Origin of the sequence: Rhodococcus sp. DN22, from assembly GCF_036669995.1 — a bacterium.
In the GTDB taxonomy this organism is placed as follows: Bacteria; Actinomycetota; Actinomycetes; order Mycobacteriales; family Mycobacteriaceae; genus Rhodococcus_F; species Rhodococcus_F erythropolis.
Window position 1 is genome coordinate 4,304,587 of record NZ_CP133326.1, and the last position, 19,296, is coordinate 4,323,882.

15 protein-coding genes are annotated in these 19,296 nt (G+C 60.5%); 4 read left to right on the forward strand and 11 right to left on the reverse strand.

The genetic code is table 11. The annotated features are described in order from the left end of the window. The first annotated feature begins 276 nt into the window (after positions 1–276). Positions 277–1,278, forward strand: a complete 1,002-nt coding sequence (locus tag RA302_RS19570; RefSeq protein ID WP_070160171.1) for an MBL fold metallo-hydrolase — start codon at positions 277–279, stop codon at positions 1,276–1,278. Between the two features lie 42 nt (positions 1,279–1,320). On the opposite strand, the gene RA302_RS19575 is transcribed toward RA302_RS19570, so the two are convergent. Further along, positions 1,321–2,241 (reverse strand): universal stress protein, encoded by a 921-nt coding sequence (locus RA302_RS19575; RefSeq protein ID WP_003940649.1) that lies wholly within the window; start codon positions 2,239–2,241, stop codon positions 1,321–1,323. Next, entirely contained in the window at positions 2,238–3,683 is a 1,446-nt protein-coding gene (locus RA302_RS19580; RefSeq protein ID WP_070160170.1) for an amino acid permease, read from the reverse strand. Before RA302_RS19580 ends, RA302_RS19575 begins: the two co-directional genes overlap by 4 nt. 160 nt (positions 3,684–3,843) lie before the next feature. Between RA302_RS19580 and RA302_RS19585 the strand changes: the two genes are divergently transcribed. Both RA302_RS19585 and RA302_RS19590 read left to right on the forward strand, forming a co-directional pair. Further along, on the forward strand, positions 3,844–5,637 hold the full coding sequence (locus tag RA302_RS19585) for an alanine racemase (protein ID WP_064444051.1): 1,794 nt from the start codon (positions 3,844–3,846) through the stop codon (positions 5,635–5,637). A 31-nt stretch (positions 5,638–5,668) separates the two neighbouring features. Beyond that, the gene (locus RA302_RS19590) at positions 5,669–6,511 is read left to right on the forward strand and encodes a hypothetical protein (RefSeq protein WP_070160166.1); all 843 of its coding nucleotides are present in this window, start codon (positions 5,669–5,671) and stop codon (positions 6,509–6,511) included. On the opposite strand, the gene RA302_RS19595 is transcribed toward RA302_RS19590, so the two are convergent. The 5 genes from RA302_RS19595 to RA302_RS19615 form a co-directional block, all read right to left on the reverse strand. Then, entirely contained in the window at positions 6,512–7,486 is a 975-nt protein-coding gene (locus RA302_RS19595) for a TauD/TfdA family dioxygenase (RefSeq protein WP_070160164.1), read from the reverse strand. Between the two features lie 63 nt (positions 7,487–7,549). Continuing rightward, positions 7,550–9,250, reverse strand: a complete 1,701-nt coding sequence (locus RA302_RS19600; RefSeq protein ID WP_070160162.1) for an ABC transporter ATP-binding protein — start codon at positions 9,248–9,250, stop codon at positions 7,550–7,552. Between the two features lie 36 nt (positions 9,251–9,286). Next, the gene (locus tag RA302_RS19605) at positions 9,287–10,090 is read right to left on the reverse strand and encodes an ABC transporter permease (RefSeq protein WP_256261659.1); all 804 of its coding nucleotides are present in this window, start codon (positions 10,088–10,090) and stop codon (positions 9,287–9,289) included. Between the two features lie 47 nt (positions 10,091–10,137). Further along, entirely contained in the window at positions 10,138–11,097 is a 960-nt protein-coding gene (locus RA302_RS19610; protein ID WP_070160158.1) for an ABC transporter permease, read from the reverse strand. A gap of 8 nt (positions 11,098–11,105) precedes the next feature. Then, positions 11,106–12,710, reverse strand: a complete 1,605-nt coding sequence (locus tag RA302_RS19615) for an ABC transporter substrate-binding protein (RefSeq protein WP_070160156.1) — start codon at positions 12,708–12,710, stop codon at positions 11,106–11,108. A 381-nt stretch (positions 12,711–13,091) separates the two neighbouring features. Between RA302_RS19615 and RA302_RS19620 the strand changes: the two genes are divergently transcribed. Continuing rightward, on the forward strand, positions 13,092–13,517 hold the full coding sequence (locus tag RA302_RS19620) for a nuclear transport factor 2 family protein (RefSeq protein ID WP_162114799.1): 426 nt from the start codon (positions 13,092–13,094) through the stop codon (positions 13,515–13,517). On the opposite strand, the gene RA302_RS19625 is transcribed toward RA302_RS19620, so the two are convergent. The 4 genes from RA302_RS19625 to RA302_RS19640 all read right to left on the reverse strand — a co-directional run bounded on the left by RA302_RS19625 (position 13,432) and on the right by RA302_RS19640 (position 19,294). Next, positions 13,432–14,964: a hypothetical protein gene (locus tag RA302_RS19625; protein WP_338477622.1), complete on the reverse strand. Its 1,533-nt coding sequence runs from the start codon at positions 14,962–14,964 to the stop codon at positions 13,432–13,434. The two genes, RA302_RS19620 and RA302_RS19625, sit on opposite strands and share 86 nt — an antisense overlap. 629 nt (positions 14,965–15,593) lie before the next feature. After that, entirely contained in the window at positions 15,594–17,261 is a 1,668-nt protein-coding gene (locus RA302_RS19630) for a DUF4407 domain-containing protein (RefSeq protein ID WP_338477624.1), read from the reverse strand. A gap of 63 nt (positions 17,262–17,324) precedes the next feature. Continuing rightward, positions 17,325–17,939, reverse strand: coding sequence for a hypothetical protein (locus tag RA302_RS19635; protein ID WP_338477626.1), 615 nt, complete (start codon positions 17,937–17,939; stop codon positions 17,325–17,327). Then, positions 17,936–19,294, reverse strand: coding sequence for a TerD family protein (locus RA302_RS19640; RefSeq protein WP_198035662.1), 1,359 nt, complete (start codon positions 19,292–19,294; stop codon positions 17,936–17,938). The genes RA302_RS19635 and RA302_RS19640 overlap by 4 nt, the downstream gene beginning before the upstream one ends. Positions 19,295–19,296: the final 2 nt, after the last annotated feature.

Below are 19,296 nucleotides of genomic sequence, written 5' to 3' on the forward strand. Positions count from 1 at the left end.
CGCACAGCGCGCCTGTCCCTCGGAGGCTAGTGCGCGGCGGCACGACGGATCTGCCATCCGAGGACGCGCCCAACGCAACGAACTCGCGAAACACTCTATTCAGCAACATTTTTCGCCTCAATGAGACCATTCAGTCGATAAAACTCTCACCGATCCGAAGTCGACCGAAAACATGCCGAACTCCCGCCAGGCAGGACCTGTGTCACCGACCAATCGAGCGCACGGTAAACATGAAGTACTAAGAGTGCGTTCCCTTATCGTTAAGAGGTACTTGTTATGAACGGTGCGGCAGCCATCGGTGATGGCATATTTCAGATTCCTGTCCCGATCACGGACAACCCGCTCGGCCACACGCTCGTCTACGCCATGGAATCCCCCGGCGGACTGATCTTGGTCGACGCCGGATGGGGTGACGACAACGGCTGGCAGGGCCTAAACGCAGGGCTCGCCGAGATCGGGCATTCGGTGACCGACATCGAGGGCGTCGTGGTCACGCACTTCCATCCGGACCACACTGGACTGTGCGGCCGGGTCCGCGAGGCGTCCGGCGCCTGGATCGCCATGCATGAGGACGACCACTACCTGTTCGATCAGATGTCGACTGCGCGTAACGACGAGTGGATGGCATATCAGCTCGAGAACATGGAACGCGCTGGAGCACCCGCAGCCGACCGCGATGCATTCCGGCTTGCTGCCGCGGGCGAGTCTCCCGTGGGCCCCGAGTCGGCCCCCGACCGCCTTCTCGCGGACGACGAGATCATTGCACTCACCGGCCGTGGCCTCCGCGTTGTCTACACCCCCGGCCACACGCCTGGTCACGTCTGCTTCTACCTCGACGACGCCGACGTCATGTTCACCGGCGACCACGTCCTGCAGAAGACGACACCGCACGTCGGCAACTTCGTGTACCCCCTCGACGAGCGTGACGCCCTCGCCGACTTCCTCGACTCGCTCGCACGAGTGCAGAACATGAACATCACCCGCGGTCTCGGCGCTCACGGCATTCCGATCGACGACGTCGGAGGTCGCGCCGGCGAGCTGATCGAGCACCACCAGGAACGACTCGATCACCTGCTCCAGGAGTTCGCCGACGACAAGCTCACCGTGTGGGACGTCGCGGCAAAGATGAAGTGGTACAAGCCGTGGGCCGAGATCTCCCCGATGGGAAAGACGATGGCGCTCTCCGAGGGCGCAGCTCACCTTCGCCATCTGGTTGCCCGAGAGCAGGTCTCTCAGGTCCCCGGCTCCGAGCCCGCGCTCTTCGCCCGCTCGATCTGAAAGATCAGGGCCGACAAGCACTCCGCTCGTCGGCCCTGATCTCTATTCCGCTTCGGCCTGATCGACTATTCGGGTCGACGCCGATCGCGGGACCACCACCACCGGAACCGGTGAGTACCGCACGATCTTCGCTGCCCGACTGCCGAGGAACACCCGCGCCAGTGGACCTGCCTTGCTCGAGCCGACAGTCAGAACGTCACCTCGGTCCCACTCGACGCCCTCGAGCGCCTCGGCCCAGTTACGACCATGGCTGATAACCGATTCCATGACGTCGGGTATTTCGGGCAGTGCACGCACGCGCTCGAAGGCAGCGTTGGTTTCGCGCTCGACCACCTCGGCCCACTCAGAGATGATCGGTGAATCCCCCTCGGTCCCGAGTGTGGTCGTGTACTGCGCGTTTGCGCGAACTGCAAACGCCGCCAGTCTGAGTCCGGCATCGACACGCGCAGCCACGGTCGCGGCGGCGAGCACCAGATCGTCTTGATCGGGTGTGCCCGAGTATGCGGCGGTGACGCGGCGAACCACCTCACCGGGCTTGGTTCGAAATCCCCTCGGCGCCAGGGCGACCGGAACGTCGGAGCTGTGCAGCAAGCGTGAGGTGACACTGCCGAGAGCCACGTGACCGAACACCCCGGCCGTAGACGAATCCAGGACGATCATCTTGGCTTCGTGCTCGTGAACGAGATCGAGCAGGCCACTCGACGTCGACTGAGCCTCATGCACGACGTAGGTCACGTCGACGTCGGACGGCATGTCTGCCCGCGCTTTGGCCAGTGCCGCTTCGGCTTCGGCTCGCAACTGCTGGTGATATTCGGCGTCGACCCGCGCCATTCCGGGCGGTGGCGGCGAGGGAATCACCGCGCAGATCACCAACGGTTCACCGGACGAGCGCGCCAACAGCGTTGCCAGATGGACGGTTCCGGAACTGTCCCCGTCGGGTGCGTATCCCGCGAGCAGCGTCATGACTCGGACTCCGATCCCAACTCGGCGCGGTTCTTCGCACCGAGGCGCGAGTGCTTCATACCGTAGGCGAAGTACCAGATGATCGCGACGGTCACCCAAACGAGGAACACGTAGATCGTGACGGTTCGGAGGTCCTTGATGATCCACAGGCAGCCCAGGATCGAGAGGATCGGTGTCACCGGATAGCCGGGAACTTTGAAGCTGCGCGGCAGGTCCGGGTCACTGCGCCGCAGGATGATGACCCCGACCGAGACCACGAGGAAGGCCACCAGAGTTCCGATGCTGGTCATTTCGGCGAGGAAGTTGATCGGAATGAAACCGGCCAGAATGCTGATGACGACGCAGACGATGATGGTGTTGGGCACCGGCGTCAGAGTCCGCGGGTTCACCTTGTGGAAGATCGACGGAATCATGCCGTCGCGTGACATCGCGAACAGGATGCGGGTCTGACCGTAGATGACCACGAGCGTGACGCTGCAGATCGAGATCACCGCACCGGCGGCCAGAAGTGTTCCCGGCCAGGTAGATCCGGTCACCTGTTCGAGGATGGCGGACAGTCCGGCTTCCTGACCTTCGAACGATGCGGAATCCTGTGCACCGATCGCGACGGCGACAACGGCGATGTAGATCGCGGTGACGGACACAAGTGCAATGAGGATCGCGAGTGGGAGATTGCGACGAGGGTTCTTCACTTCTTCACCGGCGGTGGACACTGCGTCGAGGCCGATATAGGAGAAGAAGATGATTCCGGCGGCGGACATGACGCCGCTGAATCCGAACGGTGCGAAGTCGGCGAAGTGATTGCTGTTCCATCCGGCGATGCCGACCACGATGAAGAGCAGCAGAATCGCGAGTTTGATCGAGACCATGATGGCGTTGGCCTTGGCCGATTCACTGGCGCCGCGGATGAGCAGAACACCGCACAGGCACACCAGGATCACTGCGGGCAGATTGATGATGCCGCCCTGCTCCGGCGCTTGTGACAACGCGTCGGGGATCTGGAACCCGAAGAGGTTGCCAAGCAGCTGGTTCAAGTATTGCGACCATCCGACGGACACCGCCGCGGCCGAGACTCCGTACTCGAGAAGCAGACACGCGCCGACGGCCATGGCCGGAAGCTCTCCGAGCGTCGCGTAAGCGTAGGAATACGACGAGCCCGACGCTGGGACAGCTCCGGCCAACTCCGCGTAACAGATCGCCGTGAGTCCCGCGACGATACCGGCAACAACGAAGGAGATGATCACTGCCGGACCGGCGACCGGGACCGCCTGCGAGAGGACGAAGAAAATACCGGTGCCGATCGTGGCGCCGATGCCGAACATGGACAACTGCGCCAAACCGATACTGCGGGTCAGCTCACCGCCGTTGGTATCTGCGCCGGTCTCCTGGTCTATCTGCAAAGCCGGCTTGCGCCGAAGTACGTGTTTGACGAGAGTAGCCATCGACGCTCCTCTAGAGTGCCTGGTAGGAAACTGTTGTATCCTCATACTGCACGTAAGTGTCCTGCGACACAACAGTTGGAGCAAAGTTGCCCAGCTCACGCCAACCGTCCGGTCTGGAATGCCCGGATCGTGAATCGCCTTCGGAGAAAACGGGGAGATCATGACCGGACCGACCATCACCGTCGACCTGCGTCGTATCGAACAGAATGCGCGCGTCCTCGTCGAGGCGTCCAGCGCTCACGGTATATCGGTGGCCGGTGTCAGCAAATCTACGTGCGGATCCCCCAAAGTGGCACGAGCAATGGTCCGCGGCGGCGTCACGCAGATCGCCGACTCCCGCCTGGACAACCTGGCCCGCATTCGCCGCGACGGCATCACCGTTCCCCTGATGCTGATCCGCGCACCGTCGCTGAACGAGATCGACGACACGATCCGCTACGCGGACATCAGCCTCAACTCCGAGTTGACGACGATTGCTGCTCTGGGCAGAGCAGCACAAACGCGAGGCGTAGTCCACGACATCGTGCTGATGATCGACCTCGGAGATCTCCGCGAAGGAATCCTGCCGGCGGAGGCGCTGGACGTAGTCGCTGAAATCCTTCCTATCGAGGGCATCAGACTGATCGGAATCGGCGCGAACCTCGCGTGCGTCGGTGGCATCCAACCGACCGTCGACAACCTGTCGAATCTGGTCTACCTAGCCGACGAAATCACGAAGCGGTTCTCGATCGAACTGCCGATCGTTTCCGGCGGCAATACGTTCTCGCTGCCACTACTCGAGACGGGCACGATGCCCGAGGGGATCAACCATCTGCGTTTGGGCGCCAGCATCGTACTGGCCGAATCACCCACTCCCCCCGGACTGTACGAACTGCTGAACAACGATGCCTTCACTCTCACCGCGGACATCATCGAGGCCAAGGTCAAGCCGTCGCGGCCGTACGGCGTCTCAGGCGAAGACGCATTCGGCCGACGCCCCGTCTTCGACAACGAGGACAAGCCGAGCCGACGCCTGATCTTGTCCATCGGCCGCGAGGACATCTCGCCGGAAGGCTTGACCCCGATCGATCCGCGTCTGAAGGTGATCAGCGCCAGTAGCGATCACCTCCTCGTCGACGCCGGAGAAACAGGCGACGAATACCGACTGGGTGGCACCGTCGACTTCACGATCGATTACGGCGCGCTCTTGATGGCGATGACATCGCCCTACGTCGAAAAGCGCTACGTCCTGGGCACCGAACCGATCGATGCCAATGCGACCGTCGAATTGATCGACCTCGAAACTACCGGGCTGGCAAGCCATCTCCTCGATCACGGCCTACGTGAGGACATGTCCGGAATCGGTTTCGACTGCATTCAAGCCGAGAATGCCGCTGCGGATCTCACAACGCTGCCGCTGTGGCTCACTGCCGAAGCCTGGCAGAACACCAGAATTCCGATCGCCACCGAACCTGGAACCGATTTGGGTGCAATCATTTTCGCCTCCCACGGCGATATCGAACAATTGCTGTCGTCGGCGGCGGATCTGCACGGCCCCAGTTTGGAGAACACCGTCTTGGTGGGCGTCAAGGACGCCACGGTCGATCACAAGCGCGCACTCGACGAGTACGGGGTATTGCTGGTGACGATCGACGAGATCGATCGCCATGGCATGGCGGCCTTGATGCCTCGCGTTCTCGCCGCGGCGGGACAGGGTGTGAACGGCGTCCACGTCCACTTCGACATGGACATCATCGACGGACGTGTTCTCGGAGTCGACGACACGACACATCTGGGCGGCCTCACGTTCCGAGAGGCTCACCTCGCCGCCGAATTCATCAGCGAGACCGGCCTGACGAGATCGATTTCGATCGGCAGCGTCGCGGCAGCGGATTCCGATCCTCTCGGCCGTCAGGCGACCTTCGTCGACGGACTGGTTGCATCGCTGCTCGGGCGCAAGGTGGTCAAAGCCTGACGTTGTCGGCAGCCCTTGCGAGAATCGTTCGATGATCATGCGGAGCCCCGGTCAGCACGTATTCATCGCACTCGGCACGCCATGGATCGATGCTGTGGTCGCGTTTCTCGAACCCCGGGCCCGTGTCGATCCCTGGATCATGCGCGGAAAGATGGCCATCGGTGACCTGCTGGTCACGGTTCTCGACACCACTCCTCGCGCGGTGCTCTGCATCGAGACCGTGGCTGCGCCCTTCGACGGCACGTCGCGGATGGAAGTCGATGAACGCCCGTACGAACTCCACGGTTTGCCCACCGTTCCAGAACTCGAACAACGATGGTCCATCACGTTTCCCACGGATCCTGGGCCGGTCGACGACGCACTGGCCGACCGGATTCTCACGGCCGGCCAGTCACACTATGCGCACTACTTCGGCGACATCGACACGCTGGATCTGACGTCCACAGCTGCCCACGCCCGAACGTTGATGAACGAGCGGGGAAACTGCACCGGTTGCGGCTCACCGATGCCGTTGCGAAAGTTCAACAGCAGCGATCGCCTTCACTTTCATTCCGCATCACGGATCTTCAGGCAGGCTGAACCTGGTGACGACTACCCAGCCGTCCTGTGCCGCAAGTGCACCGGAAGGATGGCCACGTCTGGGCACACCAACTTCATCGACTACATGCTGGCGAAAAATCCACCGTGCCCACACTGCGGTGCACACAGAACCGCTCAGTGTGCCCCGGGGATGCCGGTCCATCCGTTCGATCACCTACCGTGGCTCGCCGTAACTGGCTGCGTCGTGGGACCGGACACCCCGGAATGGACGTGCCGAGCGTGCAGTCACTCATGGGGACAGATGTTCCCGCCGGATCACCCGCACCTCGACTGATCAATTCGCGGCAAAGCCGGGAAGCCGGTCGATGTCTGCAATGATCGAGAACTCGGATGCATCGCCCTTGATGATGCGGCTCTGCTCACCGTGGACGTCGACGGGAACGTCGCCGGCCAACGTCACGCGATGCACGCTGCGCGCCTGTGTCCCGTAATCGGAAATCCCGTAGTGCTGGGTTGCCTGGTTGTCCCAGATCGCCAGATCACCGGGAGCCCATGACCACCGAACGGTGTTTTCCAACTTGATGATTCGTGCCTGCAGAAGCTGGTAGAGAGCAACCGACTCCGACGGCTTCAGTCCGACGAACTCCTTGACGAAGTGACCGAGAAGCAGAGTCTTCTCCCCTGTCGCAGGATGGACCCGAACCACCGGATGCTCCGTCTCGTAGATTTCGCGGGTGAATTCGGAGTAGTTCGTCACGCGCTGAGCGTCGCCTTGCTTCACCTTGTCGATAATCTCGGCGTAGTCGTATGCATTGGTGTGGACAGCGCGCAGATTCTCGACCAATACCTTGAGCGAATGCGGCAGTTGGTTGTACGCAGCCGTGGTAGACGCCCACGTGGTGGCTCCGCCGTACTCGGGAATTGTGGTCGCGCGCAGGATCGATGCCTTCGGGATGCGATCGATGAAAGTGACGTCGGTGTGCCAGCTGCTGGCAGCGCCGTCGAGCACCAACAGCTTGTTGTCCTTGGACTTGAGAGTGGGATGCGTGGTGGTCTGGCTGCCGAGGGTTCCGGCGAATTCGTACTGCGACGTGTCGTCGAGATGCTGCTGCCCACGGAAGAACACAACCTTGTGCGCTGCCAGCGCATAGTTGATCGCGTAGGCGGTCTCTTCGGACAGATCCCCAGAGAGGTGTACGCCGTCGATGCGGGCGCCGATCAGCTCACCGACCTTGTGGACAGTGATTCCGCCGGCAGCGTAGATCTGCTCCGGGGTCTGAGTGACGCGTTCGAGTTCGGTGATGGACATGTCAAGCTCCTATGAGTCTGCAAAAGGTTGAGTGGTGGTAATGCTGTTCGATGTCGAGACGGGTCAAACGGCAACAGTCAGGTCGGGAACCAGTGATTCCCGTTCCCGCCCGGCGCGCTGACGACGCGGATCTGGAACAGGCACCGCGGCAACCAACTGTTGTGTGTAGTCCTGCCGTGGCGAGCTGAATACCTCTGCAGCGGGGCCCTCTTCGACCAACTCCCCGCTGCGAAGTACCGCTACCCGGTCGGCTACCTGATTGACGACTGCAAGATCGTGGCTGATGAACAGACATGCGAAGTTGTATTCCTCCCTGAGATCGGCAAAGAGTGAAAGAACATCGGCTTGGACGGAAACATCCAGAGCGCTGGTCGGCTCATCGGCCACCAGCAGTCTCGGTCCGAGGGCAAGTGCTCGGGCCAGCGCAACACGCTGGCGTTGACCACCGGAAAGTTCTCCTGGTGCCCGGTGAGCAAAAGACTTCGGTAGGCGAACTGATTCGAGTAACTCCCCCACCCGGTTTCGCAGCAGTGCTCCGGTGGCAAAGCGATGGACTTCGAGTGGCTCGCCGACGCTTTGTCCGACCGTCCGACGCGGATCGAGAGATGCCGCAGGGTCCTGATGAATCAAGGCCATTCCCTTGCGGAGGCCCCGAAGATTCGCGGCGGAGATCTTTCCGAGATCGGTTCCGTCGAAAGCAACGATGCCACTACTGGCCCTGATAACACCGAGCGCGGCCCGGCCGAGAGTTGTCTTCCCTGATCCCGATTCACCGACCAGTCCGACAACCTCGCCGGCCTGAACCGTCAGGCTCACCTGATCGACCGCACGAAACTCTCTGTTGCCCAGCCTCGCCGGGTACACAATGGAGGCCGCGTCGAACCGCAGGATCGGCGGGACTAGCGCGTCGCCTTCGCTATCGATCAGAGCAACCACAGGCTTCGGCTGGTCGGCCTCCGGCAGACGTGGCACGGCCGCAAGCAAAGCCTTTGTGTACGACTCACGCGGCGTCGCAAAGAGATCGAAGACGGACTGCTGCTCGACGACCCTGCCCGATCGCATCACCAGCACGCGATCTGCGATGTCCGCAACGACACCCATGTTGTGTGTGATGAGCAGTATTGCAGTGCCCGAACGATCACGCAGATTACGCAGGAGTTGCAGAATCTCGGCCTGCACGGTGACGTCGAGCGCAGTAGTCGGTTCGTCGGCGATGAGTAAATCAGGAGAACCCGACAACGCCAGCGCGATGACAACCCGCTGCTTCTGTCCACCCGAGAGTTGATGCGGATACCAGTCGACCCGACGCTCCGGTTCCGGAATCTCCACCATCCGTAGAAGATCGATTGCGCGAACTCTAGCGTCGGCACGCGAGACCTTACCGTGTGCCCGCAGCGCCTGCGCGATCTGCCAACCCACCTTCTGCACTGGATTCAGTGCAGTCTGAGGCTCCTGGAAAACCATCGCGGCCCGAGTCCCCCGCAATTGATTGAGCGTCGCCTCGTCGGCACCGAGCACCTGCTTGCCACCGAGTTGGATCAACCCGCGGGCCTGCGCGCCGTCCGGTAACAACCCGAGAACAGCGCGTGCGGTCAACGACTTACCGGATCCGGACTCGCCGACCAACGCCAATATCTCACCGAAACCCAATTCGAGGTTGACGTGGTCGACCACAGTTGTCGACGAGCCAACGGAACCGTCGGCATCGAACTCGATCACCAGATCCCGGATGGCGAGAACTGCCTGTGCGGGTGTTGCATTCATGACTACGTCCTTGAAGTGGTGGTGGCGGTGGCGATTTCAGATTCGGTGGGCCTTGCCCAGTCCCTGGGCGATCAGCAGGAAGCTCAGGACCAGCGCCGAGACGATCACCAACGGTCCGATCGCGTAGGCCGGATTGGCATCGAGGTTCGGAATGGCGCCCGCGATGATCGAACCGAGAGACGGATCCGGCGGGCGCACGCCGATTCCGAGAAAGCTCATCGCACTTTCGGCGAACACCGCAACCGACATGGAGAGCGCAATCTGCACACCCAGCGGTTCTACGGCGTTGGGCAGCACATGCTTACGCAGTACCCACCACCGCCCCGCACCGATTACCTCGGCCGACTCCACGAACGGGAGTTCGCGCACCTTCAACACCGTCGTTCGCACCAGGCGCCCGAACAAGGGTATTTCAGCAGCCACGATCACCGCGATCACCGGCGCTACTCCTGGCCCCGTGATCGCGACCAACGTAATCGCCAGAATCAGCAGCGGGAAGGCAAGAATCACATCGAAGATCCGCTGTGCGATGACATCTGCCACCGAATTGATACTCGACACCAGGCCTGCGAGTGAACCGATGATCGCACCCACTGGCACCGCGACGAGCACGATTACGAGGTTGATCCGGATTCCGTGGAGCGAACGAGCGAAGACGTCGCGGTTGACCTGATCTGTTCCGAACCAGTGCTGTGCACTGGCCCCCAGCAGATTTGCACCCTCGATCTGCTCGTTGGGCCCGTAGTGGGTCAACAGTGGAGCAGCAATTCCCGCTACTGCGATGACCAACAGGATCAACACACCCGCCAGCCCCTGACCGTGCGTCAGAGCAGCGCCCACAGGACGAGATCGCCAAACCCTTTCGTCAACAGACTGATCGGCCACCGTCATTGCTGCCCTCCGATTCGGATGCGTGGGTCGAGGTAGGCATGCACGATGTCGGTCAGAAGTTGGATCAGAACGAAGATCGTGACCGACAGCAGGAGCAGCACCTGCACCACCGGGTAATCCCGCCGACCGATTCCCTGCTCGATCAATTGGCCGATGCCAGGCCAGGCAAAGATCGCCTCAACCAGTACGGCTCCGCCGAGAAGGTGCCCGGTCTGAATTCCGAGCACGGTGAGCATGGTTGGCAGTGCATTGCGTAATGCACTGCGTGTAACCAAGTTCCACCGTGGCACACCGGCTGCGCGAGCGGTGATCACGTACTGCTGCGCCATCTCGGTGCGCAGCGCTTCGGACAGGAACCTGGTGAGAGCGGCCGCGACAGGAAGTGCGAGGCACAGTGACGGCAGCAACAGGTACTGGAACGTGATGTCGGGACGAGCGAGATACCCACCTGGTGGAACACCACCGGATGGCAGAACCGGAATCAGCACCGCGAAGACGAGAACCAGAAGGACACCGGTCACGAAGTTGGGCAGAGCAATCGAGAGAGTGTTCAGAAGGTTCACCACCGAGGTCAGCCATTTCTTCGGCCACACCACCACCGCAACACTGAGCACCAGACTCAACACGACGGCCAGCAGCAACGCACTTCCCGCCAGAACTGCGGTGTTCCCCAACCCCGCCAGCACCAGATCGGAAATCTGGCCGCCGAGAACGAACGAACGCCCGAGATCCAATATCAGTACGTCGCCGATCCAGGTCAGGTACTGCGCGGGAATCGACTTGTCGAGACCGAGCGAATGACGAATGGCTGCAATCGCTTCCGGAGTTGCATCGGGGCCGGCGAGAGCCAACGCGGGGTCGCCAGGCACCAGACGCATCACCGAGAAGATCAATATCGACGCGAGGAAGAGAACCACCACCGCCGACGGTAGTCGCCCCGCAATGTAACGAATCATCGAATCCCCTACGCCAGGAATGTGTTGGCGAATTGTGGCTGGCGACCCTTTGTCCAGGCCAGACCACGAACGGTCTCGGCCGCCGATACCTGCGGCACGACAACACCGACCTCGATCAAGAACAACTCGTTCAACAGTTGCGTGCCCAATTCGGCATACAGTTTCTTTGCCTCATCGCTCGAACCGTCGGGAACCTGCCACGCACCCTCCGCTGCGGCGGAATACGCCGGCGAACTGAACTTCGAGGCATTGTGTGCAGCGTTGAACGGGTAGGCGCTGACCGTCAGGGTTGACGGAACATATTGCGCAAAAGTGTGATTGGTCAGCCAAAGTCCTTTGAACTCAGCGCCGATCAACTGCTTGACGAAGATGGATGCCTCGACAGGGTCCAACTCGACGCGGATCCCTGCCTCGGCGAGATTGGCCTGCACGATCTGCGCGGCGGCTTCGAAATCCGGGCTCGCTCCTGTGTAGGTCAACGGAATGGTCGGCAGTGCGCCCAGATCGCCGACCAGGGCGCGCGCCTTGCCGACATCGCGGGTGTAGGTCGCGTTCTTGGCAGCGTCGTAGGCGGGCGACGACTTCGGCCACGGCAGATTGGCCGCATACCCGGTATCGCGATACACCTCACTCATGATGCGATCACGATCGATCGCGTAGGCCAACGCCTTTCGTGCCCGCACATCGGTCAGACCGTCGGCGGTGACGTTTGCGCCCAGGTATATCTGTAATTCCGCACCCTCGATCGAGGTTGTCGCGAACCCGCTGGTCTTGGCCAAGTTCTGTGAGTCACGGAAGGGCAACGACGCCGGAGCAACAAGAGAGACCTGTCCGGACTTCAGCGATGTCAGGCGCGCTTGGGCGTCCGGAACGATCCGCGCTTCCACGTGATCGAGGTACGGCCGCTCGGCGACCCAGTAGTCCGGGTTCCGATCGAAGGAGATGGAACTGTTCGGGGTGCGTGAGGTGAATACGAAAGGGCCCGTACCAACGAAGGATTCACCGGTCACCGCCTTGTCGAACGTTTCGGGGTCGAAAATCGGCGCTAGATCGAGAAGATCGAAGATGTTCCCGGTTCGGTGTGCAAGGGTGAGAACCAGCGTATTGGGATTCGAAGAGTCGAAGCCGGTGATGGCGGCCGCAGTACTCCTGAGCTGGGCCGAGAATTTCGGGTCCGCATAGGTGCGTAGCGAGAACTCCGCATCAGCGGAGGTGAAGCGCCGGCCGGAGTGGAAGGTGACGTCATCGCGCAGATCGAGCGTGAGCGTCAACCCGTCGTCGGACAGCTTCCAGGCCTTGGCCAGAACTGGCTGTGGCACTACCGAATCGAGTGGATAGCGGGTCAGGGTCTCGTACACGAGCCCGGATATCGTGACACCGGCAACGGTGGTGCTGGTCAAAAGTGCCGCAGGGCTGACGTCGTCCGGTATCGCCAGTGTGAGCGTCCCACCTCGAACCGGCTCGACTGATTCAACTGCGTCCGAGCGTTGTTCGCCGACTGCAGAGGAGCACGCGGCCAGTGAGCCGCTACCGAAGACGGCGAATGCGGCGATCGCACTGCCACGGAAGAAGGCACGGCGGTCGAGACCGGCCGTCGAAAGAGACGAGTTCACGGAGGTGTTGTCCTTCGTAATAGGTGCGCAGCTGTGCACTCTCAGGGCACACGCTTGCGAGAATGGGAAAGAGTGTCGTTCCGACATGCTCACTCCCGGGAATTCAGAAAGGCGAGCTGCTACGACAGTCGTTGTGGCGCTGAAGAAGTCAGAGCCGACATCGAGGAGCGACGGACACGGTGTGAAACCTCCCGGTCGGAATTAAGGCTTTTGCCTTCAGGGGATACTCAACCATTTCCCCTGATATCGGGGAAATAGTTGGACTCACGGTGATCTGAATTTCTCTTAACTGCTGCCACTGACTGGGACGCCTCGGTGTTCGGTCGGTCCACGGGCAATATCCTGCGATCCACCACAGCACCCACACGTACGGAGAACAGCATGCAACCCGAGGGCCCTGCCGAACAGATTCGTTCAACGCTCGCTCGCATCGCACATCTTGCCGATACCGGCTCGGTCGAGGATTACGTGGAGCAGTTCACCCGCGGGGCCGAATGGAACATGCCGGCCAATCCCGATCGCGGTATCCCCGCACAGGTACGACGTGGCCGTGAAGAAATTGCTGCTGGAGTAGTCGAGCGCAGGGCGGCCGGAATTCAAGGGCCTGGCACGTTCACGCGTCACGTCACCACGGCGATCGCCGTGGACGTGACCTCGGAAACTACAGCCCGCGCGGATGCGGTGTGGACGTTCTACGTCGACACGACCACAACTCCCAAGCTCAGTGGCGTCGGGAGCTACGCCGACGAGTTCGAACTCGAAGATGGGCGGTGGCGACTGTCGCGACGAGTGATCTCGCGCGGCTGAAGAACACACCGGCCCGCCGCCGAAGAAGCAACAAACCAGCGTTGCCGTAGCGGGCTTCCTTCTCGGCGGTACGCATTGCGTGATCGACGACGGAGGTCAGTCCTTCCCAATCGATCTGGCGCAGTGGAACTTCCACCGAATCGAACTGTGGAAGTTCTGGTAGTCGCGGTAGCTCTGGGAGGGCCACTGCACCAAAATTTCCGTCGAGCCAGTTGAACTCGGGGCCTTGCACAACCTGTTCCGCGAGGAACGTCGAATCGAGCCCCGTCATCGCCGTCGCAATGTCGCCCAATTCCGGAACTTCGACAAATCTAACTGCCGGCGGATCGAAGGCGTACACGATATCGGTCGACTGCTCAGTCGTACCGTGACCATTCGAAGCTACGAGACGAAACTGACCGGATTGCTTCAACGTCAGCCGGTGCCGCGACGCACCAATTCCGAGCGCATGCACTTCACCCCAAGGCGATTCGAGACTCAGCCGTCGATGCCCCCTAACGCGCCAAGTGACTTCGATGGACTGATAGCGCAACCCGTGTTCGGGAAGCACCTCGAACATCTCGATCACCGGAGGGGCAGAATGTGAGACAGTTTGGGAATACAGATACGAGTACCATTCGAAAGCCGACGGTCGAGCGTGAGGGTCTGTCCCGAGTCCTCGGTCGAACATACCGATTCCCTCATTGTCGATCCGGGCGCCCAGCGAGAACAAAGGCGCCGGACTCTCTTCGGCCTCACCGAGAATGCGGCGGAACAACGCGGCAAGTTTGAATCGATCAGTGCCAACGTCGTGCACAGTCTGCCCGCGGGCACATTCAGTCGGGCACATGCCCACTGAATGCACCCTCTGTTGCTCTCCAGAGAATCCCCCGACACGCATGAACTCTGTTCCGACCAGCATCACGTCGATGGGTGAATCACTTGTAACCACCTGTAAGGGACCGAGGTCGCCGAACACCACCCCGCGAGAATGCACGAAATGAATCGCTCGCGCTATCTGTGCGCAATAGGCCACTCGCAGAATAATGTCGTGTGATTCGACCACAACTGAGGCACCCACAGCGCGTGCATGATCAGGATTGTTCAGCCAGTCCAGTGTCCGGGGAACTGTGACCTCTCCCGAATGCGGAGTGCGTACGCGCTCTTCGAAACGTGGTTTGACGACCGCGGTGAGGTATCCGACGGAGTGACCTTCTGATTCGACCAACGCCAGCGGCCACAGAAATAGCGCATCGAGCGTCGCTCGCGCGGCTTGCGGCAACTTCTGTCGAAAATCGATCAGAGATTGAACATTGGCGACGGCACCACCGTGTGCATTGTCGAATTCGCGGAAAAGACAGCGAAATCCTCGTCCAACCCCTTTCGGGGCCTTAACCTCACTGGACGGATTCCCGTCCGGCGCAACAAAACTACGGAGAACGCTCAGTTCAGCGATATCGACCTTCATCCCCTGACTCTCCACAGATCTCTCCAATCACGACACTGCATAACCGACACCCCGCATCTGAGCACTCAGCGAAGCGCTTTCTACCAACGAGCCACACGAAGAATCGTGATGGGAGGGAACACCGCGTATCAGCCCTCGAACCAACTGATGAACCAATGTTTGACAGGTACTCATGAACATGAGTGGGGATGTTGACTCGTCCGCCACAGTTCGACGGGTCATGGCATCAAACCGTTCATGCACCGTGAGCAACGCATCCGTCGAGCCGTCCCCGACAACCCAAACCAGCAAAGGTGTCAACGTGTCGATCCCACTATCGCCTGCGCGAGCAAGAATCGAGTCAGCCGGACCGACAACGACTGACAGCACGGTTCTGAAGTCCTTATCTCGGCGCCTTGGCCCTGGATGGCCGTAAACACAGTCCACGAGACTGTCGAAGGACGCACCTCCACCGGAGCGAGAAACGCTGAGCACAAGCAGGTCCGACAAAATTGGCCGACGGGCGCACTCGTCACTGAACCAGTCAGTCAGTTGTGCAATGTATTCGAAAGTCTGTGACATGCCATCATCCGCAAGGGACCGAACGTCGATGTGGGATCGGATCATCGTCTCGATCTCGAAATCTTCGATCATTGTTGCATCGACTCCGGTGGCTGCAGATGCGCTGCTGGGCCATTAGCCCACGTCGTGTCGGACATCCAGTGCGGCAACGGACCGGCGGACACACCGCCTGGCGCGGGACTTTGCGGGTAGCTTCCGCCCACTCGACTGGCAGTGCCGATGGATGAAGAAGCATGCGGCTTGTCGAGCACTACTGGTCCTGTCGCAGCCAACGGCCACATCGTGGCAGTCTGCTCGGCGGCAGGCTGGGACGTTTCAATCCGAGAATTCGACTGGTCACTTTCGGCGCCGGAGTGGCCATCAGGCCGGACTGGTGGTCCACCCACCAGCTCTCTCTCCCATTCCCTCAGTCGCTCGGCAGATACCCGCTTCGCGTGACGGCTCCACTGCTCAAGAGCGTCGTCGACAACTTCCGTTTGATGCGCGACTACGGTCTCGTTGACTTTCAGAACAGTCTCTTGCTGCTTGTTTATGCGATCTTGTTCAGCCTCGAATTCGGCGTCCCTGCGGAACTCTGCCACTCGCTTGCGGGTATCGATGTCCTCGGTCGCATCACGCTTTTCCTCCTCTTCGAAGGCTTCTACCAATTCGTCGTAGGGCGTGCGGGTTCCCGCATTCGACATCACCTTGAATAAAACCGGAAGAAGTTCGACAAGCATGAAGAGGATAGACACTGCCAAGTGCGCCATGCTCGCCGTTCCGTCGCTACCAGACAGGTCGTTGAGTGCCTTGAGTCGGGCGATAATTCCCTTGTTCGCCTGTTCAAGTACGTAGGAACCGTTCTGTGCGCTGTCGACCTGAGAACGTAACGTCTCGACACTCTGCTCCGCAGTCGGCAAATCCTTCTCCGCGTCGGCTACGGCCTTCGTACTTTCCTCCAACAGAGTCGTTTTCAGCCGCTCGATGATGCTGGCTTTCTCGCCCTCCTTGACCTTCATTTGTTCGAGAGTATCTTGCCACAATCGCTCGGCGTCTTCGGCGAGTCGTTTCTTCTCGAGACACAACGCCGCACATCCTGGCACCCCGGTACCCGCTGAACCTTCTTCTTCCGCGAGCGCTCGTGTGCGCGCACTGTCGGCATCTGCCTTCTGCTTTGAGGCGGTCGCCCCGAGCTTGTCTATCTCCGCCTGCACCAATCCGACCTCCGTGTTTGCCGCCGGATCGGCGGTAGGCCCCGCATTGATTAGTGCGCGCATTCGAGCCAGTTGCGCCTCCGCGTCCGCGAGGTCGGAACTCAACGTCGAATCCTTGAGATCCGTCCGCAATTCTTCCTGCGAGGCGAGTATATTGCGGTTGAGCTGCGTCTCGATCTCACTCTCGAATACCTTGAGCATCAACGGAGTTGAGATGACGAAACCGATGACGATCGCCAACACGACCCGAGGAATTGCGAGCATCAAACTACGGCCGATTCGCTTCTCGTGCGATAACCCGATCACCAAGAGTCGGTCGAGATTGAGAATCGCAAGTCCCCACACCACACCACCCGCGATGGCCGCCCATCCAGTTGCGATACCGGTGATAGACAACGCGTACGCAGCCGAGATCGCCGCAAAACCCGCGGTCGTCAACAACACCGACCCCATCGCGGTCTGCTTGGCAACCGATCCTGGAAGCTTCGCCAAGACATCGACACGTGAGCCCGCTAGGCGCGCAAGATAATACTTCTTAGTCATACCGATCCATTTCAATGCCTGCGAGTAAATCCTCGGGTCAATGCCTGCGAGTAAATCCTCGGGCTACTTGTTGCGATGACCGAATCTGGCCAGAGCGAGAGGGAAAAGAACGTAGATCATGCTGAGAGAGAACAACATCGGCACCGCGGTAGGCATCTGCCACAATCGCAAATACCCTACAGTCGAGTAGCAGGAACTGGCCGCGGTCGGGCCAGTCCAGGACTGGATGAACTGGCAAGGTGCGTACGACGGCCACGTCGGCGTGGCGCCGTAGACTGCGTGTGGCGTCTGATCATCTCTCCATTTGTCGGTCATCTCTGCCACGACCGATGGAGCAGACATCGCTCCGAGATCGCCACGGAAGAACACTTGCACCACAGGAATGGACAGTGCTCCGGCCAGAACCACAAGGACTGCATAGGTGAGCACCCGACGAGTCGTGCCGCCGCCTGTTCTCGAACCGAGCCTCTGCAGCCCGGATTTGATCCAGCGGTGCAGGTTTCGCACGTAGATGGGTGTGAACAAAGCAAATATGTATCCAAGAGGACGCCAAACGAGGGATCCGAGTGCGATCACCGACAACACTGGCATCATCGTGACCACCAAGACAGACGCCGAATAGGGGTTGGCCAGGTATCCACCTATCGCGGTCAGACGGCGGACAGCTGCCTCGATCACCCGTGGCCGTCCACGACGACGCCGTATGATGTTGCCAATTCGGCAAGTCCTCCGTCGAAGCCCTGCCATACCGAACGCACACGCCAGCGGCCGGCTCGGGTGTAGAACTCGCCGACGATCATCGCTTGCTCAGTGGTACCGTGCGCACAGAACGAGTCTGCAATCGGGACCTCGTTGTCCGTCAGAATCATTCGCAAAGGGTTCAAGGAACTGAACGACCCTTCACCGGTGATGACGATTCCCAGCGCCACTCGGTGATACCGCGAGGCCAACACGCCGAGATCGAGATCCACACGCTGCATGTCAGGGCGCAGCACCGAAAGTTTCACGGCCCCGTTCCCACCTACCGGAGCGTTGTAGAAGATAAAATCCTCGTCATTGCTGACCTTGCGGTTCTCGTCCAGGAGGAACACGACGACGTCGACCTCGAGCGAGTTCACCGCCGGCTGCGTCCACGACACCGAACAACCCCATCGAAGGGCGTCCGGCGAAAGGTCCATGACCTCACCCATCACCAGACTGCGGAGTTTCGATTGGCTGGCAACAGAATCCGTAGCCTCACTGCCGCTTACGCCGCCGGAGGAAGTGACCGCCGTACTCGCCACTACCGGCTCAGGAATGGCCGGGGCGACCATTTGGTCGCGCCACATGGCTGCACTTTCGCGGCCGTACACATTTGCCACAGCTCCGACTGCGATGTTGAACAATTCGGACTCGCCACACAGTGACTTTGGCGAATGCGCGCGTATGACATTCGCCGCACTGGACATGGAATCGTGCATCTCCGGTGTGGATGCCACCGTCATCGCCAATGGCCACAATCGATAAACACTTTCGTCTGCGAACTTCTTATCGATCTTCTCCTGAAGAGCGAGCGCTGCAAGCGCAGTTTCATGGTCGACGATCAGAGCCTCGGCCAGCAGGGACCACTGGGTGACGGTCACGGACATCCCGCGTTCAGTCTGGTGGCCGTCGACCGACAACTCCCCGAGACTGCAATTGTCCTCCTCGCCGATCACCACCCCGGTGCTCGCTTCTGCCCATCCAGTGAGCTCTGTGAGCGCGACCGTAACGAGGTGCACTTCCTCGCCCACTGATCCACGGCCCTCCGCGTGCTGCCATCGGAACTGTTCGGCCGAACTCGGAGCGAGAAACATCGACACCGCTCCACGCCACAGCCCGGCTACGGTGTCGTCACGTACACCGAGAACGACAACGGAACCACCGTCCATTGCCGCGCCGACGGCGTCGAGCAGCAGACTTAGTAGGCCTGTTCGCCAAGTACCCGCTTCGAGGAGGAAATCGAGAATCTGGGAGCTCGTAGGTGCACTCGCCCCAGGAACCGATTGAGTCATGA

Coding starts and splice junctions, on each gene's coding strand:
- RA302_RS19570 (WP_070160171.1), top strand. CDS start 277: ATGAACGGTGCGGCAGCCATCGGTGATGGCATATTTCAGATTCCTGTC.
- RA302_RS19575 (WP_003940649.1), bottom strand. CDS start 2,241: ATGACGCTGCTCGCGGGATACGCACCCGACGGGGACAGTTCCGGAACC.
- RA302_RS19580 (WP_070160170.1), bottom strand. CDS start 3,683: ATGGCTACTCTCGTCAAACACGTACTTCGGCGCAAGCCGGCTTTGCAG.
- RA302_RS19585 (WP_064444051.1), top strand. CDS start 3,844: ATGACCGGACCGACCATCACCGTCGACCTGCGTCGTATCGAACAGAAT.
- RA302_RS19590 (WP_070160166.1), top strand. CDS start 5,669: ATGATCATGCGGAGCCCCGGTCAGCACGTATTCATCGCACTCGGCACG.
- RA302_RS19595 (WP_070160164.1), bottom strand. CDS start 7,486: ATGTCCATCACCGAACTCGAACGCGTCACTCAGACCCCGGAGCAGATC.
- RA302_RS19600 (WP_070160162.1), bottom strand. CDS start 9,250: ATGAATGCAACACCCGCACAGGCAGTTCTCGCCATCCGGGATCTGGTG.
- RA302_RS19610 (WP_070160158.1), bottom strand. CDS start 11,097: ATGATTCGTTACATTGCGGGGCGACTACCGTCGGCGGTGGTGGTTCTC.
- RA302_RS19620 (WP_162114799.1), top strand. CDS start 13,092: ATGCAACCCGAGGGCCCTGCCGAACAGATTCGTTCAACGCTCGCTCGC.
- RA302_RS19625 (WP_338477622.1), bottom strand. CDS start 14,964: ATGAAGGTCGATATCGCTGAACTGAGCGTTCTCCGTAGTTTTGTTGCG.
- RA302_RS19630 (WP_338477624.1), bottom strand. CDS start 17,261: ATGACTAAGAAGTATTATCTTGCGCGCCTAGCGGGCTCACGTGTCGAT.
- RA302_RS19640 (WP_198035662.1), bottom strand. CDS start 19,294: ATGACTCAATCGGTTCCTGGGGCGAGTGCACCTACGAGCTCCCAGATT.